Source organism: Micromonospora sp. BQ32 (assembly GCF_059358895.1).
In genome coordinates, this window is record NZ_JCADBI010000036.1 from 1 (window position 1) to 8,033 (window position 8,033).

An 8,033-nucleotide genomic window follows, 5' to 3' on the forward strand; every position below is an offset into this window, starting at 1 on the left:
CTCAAGGGCCTCAAGCAGGTCGACGGGTGGCAGGACATGCCGCTGACCGACGCCGCGCAGACGGTGCAGGTGTCGGCGTACCCGGACGCGTACGCCCAGTGGGAGCAGCAGGCCACCGACCTCGTCGCCCAGCACTGGAACAGCTGACCCGCACCCCGCACGCACCGCAAGACCGCACGACCGCACGACACTGACCGCTGGCCGGCACCCGCAACCCGGGGTGCCGGCCAGCGGCGTACCCCGGTCAGTTTTTGTGGTTGTGGCTCCGCCAGATGTCGATCAACGCGGTGATCAGCGCGAGCGCGATGATGCCGGAGGCCAGCATGAGGGACTGCTCGAAGGACTTGGTCCAGTCACCGCGACTGTCGGCCAGCGTCGAGAAGAACAGCGAGCCGACGGCGGCGATGCCGGCGGCTGCGCCGATCCGCTGACCGGTCTGGAGCATGCCCGCGCCGCTGCCCGCCTGCCCGACCGGAACCTGGGAGAGGGTGATTGTCTGGTTGGGCGCGATCACCAGTCCGCTGCCGATGCCGGCGATGAGCAGAGGACCGGCGGTGACCCAGGGCGCCGGGGCGTCCGGGAAGAGGCGCAGCGCGATCACCGTGGCGGCGAGCCCGACGACGACGGTGAGCAGTCCGATGGCGACCAGTGGTCGGCCGAAGCGGTTGACGATGCGGCCACCGAGCACGGCGGCGGCCGCCGAGCCCAGGGCGAAGGGGGTGATGGCCAGGCCGGCGACGAGCGCGCTGTAGCCGAGGCCCATCTGTAGGAACAGGGTGAAGATGAAGAAGATGGCGGTGAAGCCGCCGAAGTAGACGAGCGCCAGGATCGAGCCCAGGGTGTACGACTGGAAGCTGAACAGTCGAAGGTCGAACAGGGGTTCGTTGTGGCGTGCGTACCGTCGCTCCCAGAGCCCGAAGGCGACCAGCACCGCCAGGCCGACCGGGATGAGCGCCCATTTCCAGGGGGTCTGCCACTGCTGCTCCTGCACCAGTGGCAGCAGGACCACGACCACACCGATGCCGAGCAGCAGGACGCCGACGGGGTCGAGTCGATGCCAGCCGGCTTGACCGGTGGGCCGGCCGGGCAGCAACCGCCAGCCGAGGATCACCGCGAGGACGCCGACGGGCACGTTGACGAAGAAGACCCAGCGCCAGCCGTGTTCCTCGCCGCCGATGGCGATGAGCAGCCCGCCGAGCAGCGGCCCGACGGCGGTGGAGATGCCGATGGTGGCACCGAGCAGCCCGAACGGGCGAGCCCGTTCGGGTCCGCGGAAGAGTTGCTGGATCAGCCCGATGACCTGCGGGTTGACGATGCCGGCGGCGGCGCCTTGCAGCAGTCGGGCGATGACCAGCCAGGTCGGTGAGGTGGCGATGCCGGCGAGCGCGCTGGTGATGGTGAACAGCGCGATGCCGAAGACGAACGCGTTGCGCCGACCGCGGGCGTCGCCGAAGCGGCCGGCGGGCACCAGCGCCAGGCCGAAGGTGAGCGCGTACCCGGAGAGGATCCACTGTAGGTCGCTCGACGACGCGTGCAGCGCCCGGTCGATGGAGGGCACGGCGACGTTGACGATGCTCACGTCGAGCAGCGTCATGAACGCGGCGACGAGTCCGACGCCGACCGCCTGCCAGCGTCGTCGGTTCTCGGCCGGGGTCACCGGCTGCGGCGTCTGCGCCGCGCTCATCGTGCCCCCCGTCGACCCTCGGTCATCCATGGTTGACCGCTACCCGGGTCTTCGGGGGGCGAACCGTGCCGGCTGGTTCCGTCGGTCACGCCATTTGGCGCGCACAGAACCGGGGACCGAAGTCGAGGCCGGCCATCGGTGAGTCCTCGCGGTGCAGCAGGCCCTTCTCGGTGAGCAGGTGCAGGGGGCTGCCCACCTGCTCCTCGGTGAGCCCGGACTCCTCGGCGATCAGGTCCGGGTAGGGCACCTGCCCACGTGCCTCCAGGGTGGTGACCGCCTGGTAAACCCGTTGCTCGGCCTCCGACAGTTGCACCTGCTGCATGGTTCCTCCTCTGCTCGTCCGCCACTGTGGTGGCGGTTGCCGTGCGCCGGTTACCCCCTCGGTGACCGAAGATGCACACCCGATCGGGCGGTCGCGGCGATGGGCGGGTCCGGTGGTCGCGCACGGGCGGTGCCCTAGGCTGCTTCCGTGATCGTTTGGGATCTCGTCGTCGTCGGCGCTGGCCCCGCCGGGCTCTCCGCGGCACACGCCGCTGCCCGCGCGGGCGTCTCCACCCTTGTTGTCGAGCGAGCCGTGCACCCGCGGTACAAGACCTGCGGCGGTGGCCTGATCGGCACCTCGCTGGCGGCCGTTCAGGATCGGATCGAGGTGCCCGCACACGACCGGGTGGACCGGGTGACGTTCACCCGCGACGGTCGTCGGGAGTTCACCCGCCGCAACGACAGTTCGGTGGTGACGATGGTGCGCCGCGAGGAGTTCGACGACCGGCTGCGCGCGGCGGCGGTCGCCGCCGGCGCCCAGCTGCGTGAGCGGGTCGCGGTCCGCGCGATCGAGCAGGACCCCGAGGGGGTACGCCTGCGGCTGGCCGACGGTACGACGATCTCGGCTCGTGCCGTGATCGGGGCGGACGGCTCGTCCGGGGTGACCGCCCGGCACGTCGGGGTGCGGTACCGGCAGGTGGATCTGGGTCTGGAGTTGGAGATTCCGGTGCCGCCCGCCGAGCAGGAGCGGTGGCGGGGTCGGCTGCTGCTGGACTGGGGTGCCATGCCGGGCTCGTACGCCTGGGTGTTTCCCAAGGGTGACCGGCTGACCGTCGGCGTGATCGCCGGTCGGGGCGCGGGGGAGGGGACCCGCGACTACCTGCGGCGGTTCGTCGACCGGTTGGGTCTGACCGGGTTGCCGGCGGAGCACGACTCCGGTCACCTGACCCGTTGCCGGGCGGAGGATTCACCGTTGCGCAACGGCCGGGTGCTGGTCGTGGGGGACGCGGCGGGGCTGCTGGAGCCGTGGAGCCGGGAGGGCATCAGCTTCGCGTTGCGCTCCGGCGGGTTGGCCGGGGCGGCGGTCGCGGGCGGCGATCTGGCCGGGTACGAGCGGGCGGTGGCCGAGGGTCTGCTGCCGGAGATGCGGGCGGGGTTCCGGCTGCTCGACGTGTTCACCCGCCGCCCGGACGTGTTCCACGCCCTGTTGGCGACCCCGCCGGGCTGGCGGATGTTCGTGCAGTTCTGCCAGGGGCGGGCGAGCTTCGACGAGATGCTGCGCCGCCGTCCCATCCGGGTCGCCCTCGGCGTGCTGGATCGGCTATCCGCGCCGCGCCGGGCCTCTTCTATTCACCCAGGATCCTAGGATGCTTTACGCGGTGTGAGCACACGCTGGTGTTCAGCTGCCCAGCCGCCTGACAATGGCGGAGAGTAGGAGGTACCGATGGCCGAGCAGCCGTTCACCGACGACGAGTACGCGTTCCTGCGCCACGCACGGTTCGGGGAGTTGCCAACCGCCGTCCGTCCCGACGAGCGGATCGAGCTGACCGAGACCGAATCACGAAGCGATCGGCCCGAGGTGTTGGACGACCCGGTCCACTGGAACCTGCGCCACGCCGGCTGACAACGCGCGACGGGCCGCGGGTGTCGCCACCCACGGCCCGTTCCTGCTGCGCTGCGGTCAGAAGACCGGCACGCCCTCGCGTACCAGACGCCAGTTCTGCTGGAAGAAGTCGGCCGGATCGATCGTCCCCTTGGCCTGCGCCCAGTCGATGAGCAGCTGACGGATCTCCTGCTGCGCGTTGTAGACCTGGGTCTTCACGATGCCGGGGAAGTTGCCGCCGCCGCTGCGCCGGTAGTTGTTCACCGCCACCACGAACTGGGCGTTGTCCGCCACCGGGGTTTCGGTGCCGACCAGCACCAGGCGGGTGATCCGCTGCCCGACGGGCTTGGAGATGTCGATGTCGTAGTCCAGGCCGGAGAAGACGTCGTAGTTGTAGTCCGGCACTGCCGGGTCACTGATCTGCTCCGGGTCGACCGGGGCGCCCGGCGCGAGGGTGCGGAAGAACTTCGCCGAGTACTCCAGGTACGCGCGCACCTCGGCGCCGCTGAGCACGACCGCCTCGAGGGTGTTGTCGTAGACGTACAGGCCGGCCACGTCGCGAATCTTGACGTCGCCGGCGGGGAAGACCGCGGTACGGCTGAACGGCGCCGCGATCGACAGCACCGGCAGGTCCGCGTACGCGGTGCCGGCCAGCGCCGCGCCGACCACCTCGGTCTGCACATGGTTGATGAAGTCCAGGATCGGGGTGTCCCGGTACCGCGACTCGGCCGCCGACAACTCCACGGTGGACGTGGCGACGACCTGGTTGACGTACGCCACGGTCTTCTGATGCTGGGCCCGGACGGCGGCGAGCACCTTCGGGTCCTCGACCACCGTGTTGGTGTTCAGCATGGTGGCGGCCTTCTTGGTGATCGTCCACCGGCCGCGCTCACGGGCGAGGGTGAAGTCCATCCGGGTGAGCCGCTGGCCCCACTTCGACGGCTCGGAGAGCAGCACCTGCGCGCCGGTGCGCTCGTTGGTGACGAACCGCTCGACCACCTCGTTGTGCGCGTGACCGAAGAGGATCGCGTCGATCCCCGGCACCTGCTGGGCGATCAGCGTCACCGGGTTCTCGTTCGGCAGCTCGGGACCGTAGCTGGAGGTGCCGCTGTCCCCGCCGTGCGCGGAGATCAGCACGAGGTCTGCGCCGCGGGCCCGCATGATCGGCACCCACTTCGCGGCGGTCGCGATCATGTCGTCGAAGCGCAGCTTGCCCTCGACGTTGCCCTTGTCCCAGATGGCCACCCCGGGGTTGGTCAGCCCCAGGATGCCGACCCGCAGGGTCGGCGCGGCGAAACCGAGGGAGACCTTCTTGATGACGTACGGCAGGAAGGCCGGCTAGCCGGTCTTCGCGTTGACGGCGTTCGCGGCGAGGGCCGGGAAGCCGAGCTGACGGATCCACAGGTCCAGCAACGGCAGACCGTAGTTGAACTCGTGGTTGCCCAGGGTCACCGCGTCGTAGTCGATGACGTTCATAGCCCGTGCCATCGGGTGCCTCTCCCCGGTGGCGGTGATCGGCTCCTGCTTGGCGAAGTACGTGGCCAGCGGAGTGCCCTGGATCGTGTCGCCGGCGTCGAGCACCAGCGTCGCCCTGCCGCGCCGCTCCCGACGGATCTGGTCGATCAGAGTCGCCAGCTTCGCGACGCCGATGTCGTTCTGCTTGCTGTCGTCGTACTCGGCGTCGCGGTAGTAGTCCCAGTTGTAGACGTTGCCGTGGGTGTCCGACGTGCCCAGGAGGGTGAGGTCCCAGGTGCGCGGCCGGGGCTTGCCGGCCGCCTGCGCGGGCGCGGCGGCGATCAGCGGGGTGGTCGCCGCGGCCGCCGCGGCGACGAGCACCTGGCGGCGCGACGGGCCGGAGGGAGAGGTCATGACGTGCCTTTCCATGGGGGTGGACGCGCCTCGTGAGCGCCTTGCGCACCATAACCAGCACCCGTCGCTCCTGCCACGCCAGCCCCGATCGGTGCAGCGGTTTCCGCAGGCCGACGCAGGGTAGGGCGGTCGGGGACGACATTCGCGGGAGAGCCCCGCTTCCCGCGCGCAGCGAGGAGATTTCAGTGAGCGAGGACCAGCACACTCAGCAGGACCCGACCAGCCAGTACGGCCAGCAGTCCGGTCAGCCCGCACAGCAGCAGTCGGCGCCGGGCTCGACCGGGGAGATGACCCCGAAACCGGACCACGGGGAGGAGTCGTACCGGGGCAGCGGCAAGCTCGACGGCAAACGGGCGCTGATTACCGGCGGCGACTCGGGGATCGGCCGGGCCGTCGCGATCGCCTTCGCCCGCGAGGGCGCGGACGTGCTCATCTCCTACCTTGGCGAGGAGGAGGACGCCGACGCGCGGGAGACCATCCGGCTGGTCGAGGCCGCCGGCCGGCGGGGCGTCGCGGTACGCGGTGACATCACCGACGAGGCGCACTGCCAGGAACTGGTCGATCGGGCGGTGCGCGACCTGGGCGGCCTCGACATCCTGGTCAACAACGCGGCGTACCAGATGTCGCAGGACAAGGGGATCCTCGGGATCAGCACCGAGCAGTTCGACCGGGTGTTCAAGACCAATCTGTACGCCATGTTCTGGCTCTGCAAAGCCGCCATTCCCCACCTGGCCGAGGGGTCGGCGATCATCAACACGTCGTCGATCCAGGCGTTCGACCCGTCGCCGCAGCTGCTGGACTACGCCACCACGAAGGCGGGGATCGCCAACTTCACCAAGGCACTCGCCGCCGACCTGGCCGAGCAGGGCATCCGGGTCAACGCGGTCGCGCCGGGCCCGGTGTGGACGCCGCTGATCCCGTCCACCATGCCGAAGGAGAAGGTGAAGCAGTTCGGCACCGACACCCCGGAGGGGCGTCCCGGGCAGCCGGCTGAGCTGGCCCCCGCGTATGTCTTCTTCGCCTCGCAGGAGTCCAGCTACGTGACGGGCGAGATCCTGGGGGTCACCGGCGGTCGACCGACCAAGTGATCCCTCGCCGGGTGGGCGTCCGCCAGGATGCCCACCCGGTCAGCGTGGCCAGGCGGCGAAGCGTTGCCGGATCGCGGCGACGTCGGCGGCCTCCAGGCCGTACCGGCCGAAGCGCTGGTCGGAGAGCCGGTCCAGGTAACGGCCGGCGGCGCGCACGTCGTCCGGGTCCAGCGCGGGATCGACCTGCCGTGCCAGCACCAACAACTCGGTCACGTCGTAGTGGTCGAGGGCCGCGGCCACGTCGATGAAGTCGCGTACCTCCCGCCGGTTGACCAACGCCGCGATCTTGTTCGCCACCAGGTCACGGACGTCCATCACCGGGCCGAGGTCCATCACCACCGGACTCTGCTGGCGGTCCAACCGGGCGAGGCTGAGCCGGATCTGCCGTCCGTCGCGGCTCACCACGAAGTCCTTCATGTCCTGCTCGTACCCGTCGAACAGCTCGGCCAGCTCACTGTCCGGGTCGGCGTCGCTGACGATGAACCCGGCCCGCTCCAGGGCCACCCGCACTCCGGCGGACGCCGCCGCGGCGGCGCCCTCCACGTCCGCGAAGAGGTCGACGTCCTCCGTCGGCCGGGCAACCAGCCCGTGCGCCGCCCACGCCACCCCACCACCCAGAACGAACCGGTACGGCCCGGCGGCCGCCAACGCCACCCGGGCCACCTCCCGGTAGAACTCGTGCAGATGAGGTTCGATCACGCCGCGCGCAGGCCGCGGTGCCGGCTCTCCCACGCCTGGCGTACGCCCCGAGGCAGGTTGAGCAGTCGCCACACCCGACGCAGCGTCCGCCCGTTGATCAGAGCGCGCAGATCGTCGGCGCGGGTGGTCTCGCGAAGTACGTTCTCGTACATCCAGAGCAGCTGGTCGGGGTCGCCAAGGTCGAAGGCGCGCTCGGCGTTCCACATCAGCCGTACCGGCAACTCCACCACACCTCGGGTGGGACCGGTCAGCTCGGCGAGCGTCCGCGCCACCACAGCAGGGCGACCCGGACGGGCCAGGAAAGCCACGCCCGTCGCGGTGGGGGAGACGGCCTGCATGGTGTCAGGGTAACGCCCACCGCAGCCGGTGTCGCTCAGGACGATCCCAGCGCGCTGTTCCAGGCGTGCCCGCGGCTTTGCCGGGTGGGATTTTTGTCCTGTTTGTGCGGGGCTGGCGCGCTCGGCTAGTCGTGATCGACTCGGGTTCTTTGATGTCGGGGGGTCCGGGCGTCCGGGATGCCCCGACTTTCGTGAACCCGAGTGGATCACGCGGGTGAGGGCCGGTTCGACGCCGTGGCCCCGGTGCTGTCTGGGTGGTTTGCCCGTTGCTGGGTGTTGTGGGTCGTGGCCGGCCGCACTCGTGGGCCGGAATCATGGCGGGGTCGGGGTCGTTACACACCCTGACGATCGCAGCACCACCGACCGGCCGACCCGCAACCGGGGTCGCGCAGGTTGGAATGCCAGCCTCCGCCCGGTCGTTACAGTCCGAACGAACGACCGCAGGCACCGCCTTGATGAGGGTGTCGGCAGGTGGGCCGCCCCGGAATGAC

At 70.3% G+C, this 8,033-nt stretch carries 7 protein-coding genes and 1 pseudogene; 3 read left to right on the top strand and 5 right to left on the bottom strand.

Features of this window, described 5'->3' with window-relative positions:
* Positions 1-244: 244 nt before the first annotated feature.
* Entirely contained in the window at positions 245-1,684 is a 1,440-nt protein-coding gene (locus AC5L30_RS32715) for an MFS transporter (RefSeq protein WP_494872119.1), read from the bottom strand.
* 85 nt (positions 1,685-1,769) lie between these two features.
* A complete protein-coding gene (locus AC5L30_RS32720) occupies positions 1,770-2,006 on the bottom strand; it encodes a hypothetical protein (protein ID WP_030491902.1) in 237 nt (78 codons plus the stop codon).
* A gap of 147 nt (positions 2,007-2,153) precedes the next feature.
* Here AC5L30_RS32720 and AC5L30_RS32725 point away from each other — a divergent pair, with 147 nt between their 5' ends.
* Complete coding sequence (locus AC5L30_RS32725; protein WP_494872121.1) at positions 2,154-3,311, top strand: geranylgeranyl reductase family protein; 1,158 nt, start codon at positions 2,154-2,156, stop codon at positions 3,309-3,311.
* Between the two features lie 78 nt (positions 3,312-3,389).
* Positions 3,390-3,569: a hypothetical protein gene (locus AC5L30_RS32730; protein ID WP_494872123.1), complete on the top strand. Its 180-nt coding sequence runs from the start codon at positions 3,390-3,392 to the stop codon at positions 3,567-3,569.
* A gap of 57 nt (positions 3,570-3,626) precedes the next feature.
* On the opposite strand, the pseudogene AC5L30_RS32735 reads toward AC5L30_RS32730, so the two are convergent.
* A pseudogene (locus AC5L30_RS32735) lies at positions 3,627-5,417 on the bottom strand (bifunctional metallophosphatase/5'-nucleotidase).
* Between the two features lie 185 nt (positions 5,418-5,602).
* On the opposite strand from AC5L30_RS32735, the gene AC5L30_RS32740 reads away from it, so the two are divergent.
* Positions 5,603-6,505, top strand: coding sequence for an SDR family oxidoreductase (locus AC5L30_RS32740; RefSeq protein ID WP_494872125.1), 903 nt, complete (start codon positions 5,603-5,605; stop codon positions 6,503-6,505).
* Between the two features lie 39 nt (positions 6,506-6,544).
* Here AC5L30_RS32740 and AC5L30_RS32745 read toward each other — a convergent pair whose 3' ends face one another.
* Both AC5L30_RS32745 and AC5L30_RS32750 read right to left on the bottom strand, forming a co-directional pair.
* The gene (locus tag AC5L30_RS32745) at positions 6,545-7,204 is read right to left on the bottom strand and encodes a nucleotidyl transferase AbiEii/AbiGii toxin family protein (protein WP_494872127.1); all 660 of its coding nucleotides are present in this window, start codon (positions 7,202-7,204) and stop codon (positions 6,545-6,547) included.
* Entirely contained in the window at positions 7,201-7,542 is a 342-nt protein-coding gene (locus tag AC5L30_RS32750) for a hypothetical protein (protein WP_494872128.1), read from the bottom strand. The genes AC5L30_RS32745 and AC5L30_RS32750 overlap by 4 nt, the downstream gene beginning before the upstream one ends.
* Between the last annotated feature and the right edge of the window lie 491 nt (positions 7,543-8,033).

Excerpts from the sequence above, each read along its gene's own strand:
- AC5L30_RS32715 (WP_494872119.1), bottom strand. The coding sequence starts at position 1,684 with ATGAGCGCGGCGCAGACGCCGCAGCCGGTGACCCCGGCCGAGAACCGA.
- AC5L30_RS32720 (WP_030491902.1), bottom strand. The coding sequence starts at position 2,006 with ATGCAGCAGGTGCAACTGTCGGAGGCCGAGCAACGGGTTTACCAGGCG.
- AC5L30_RS32730 (WP_494872123.1), top strand. The coding sequence starts at position 3,390 with ATGGCCGAGCAGCCGTTCACCGACGACGAGTACGCGTTCCTGCGCCAC.
- AC5L30_RS32750 (WP_494872128.1), bottom strand. The coding sequence starts at position 7,542 with ATGCAGGCCGTCTCCCCCACCGCGACGGGCGTGGCTTTCCTGGCCCGT.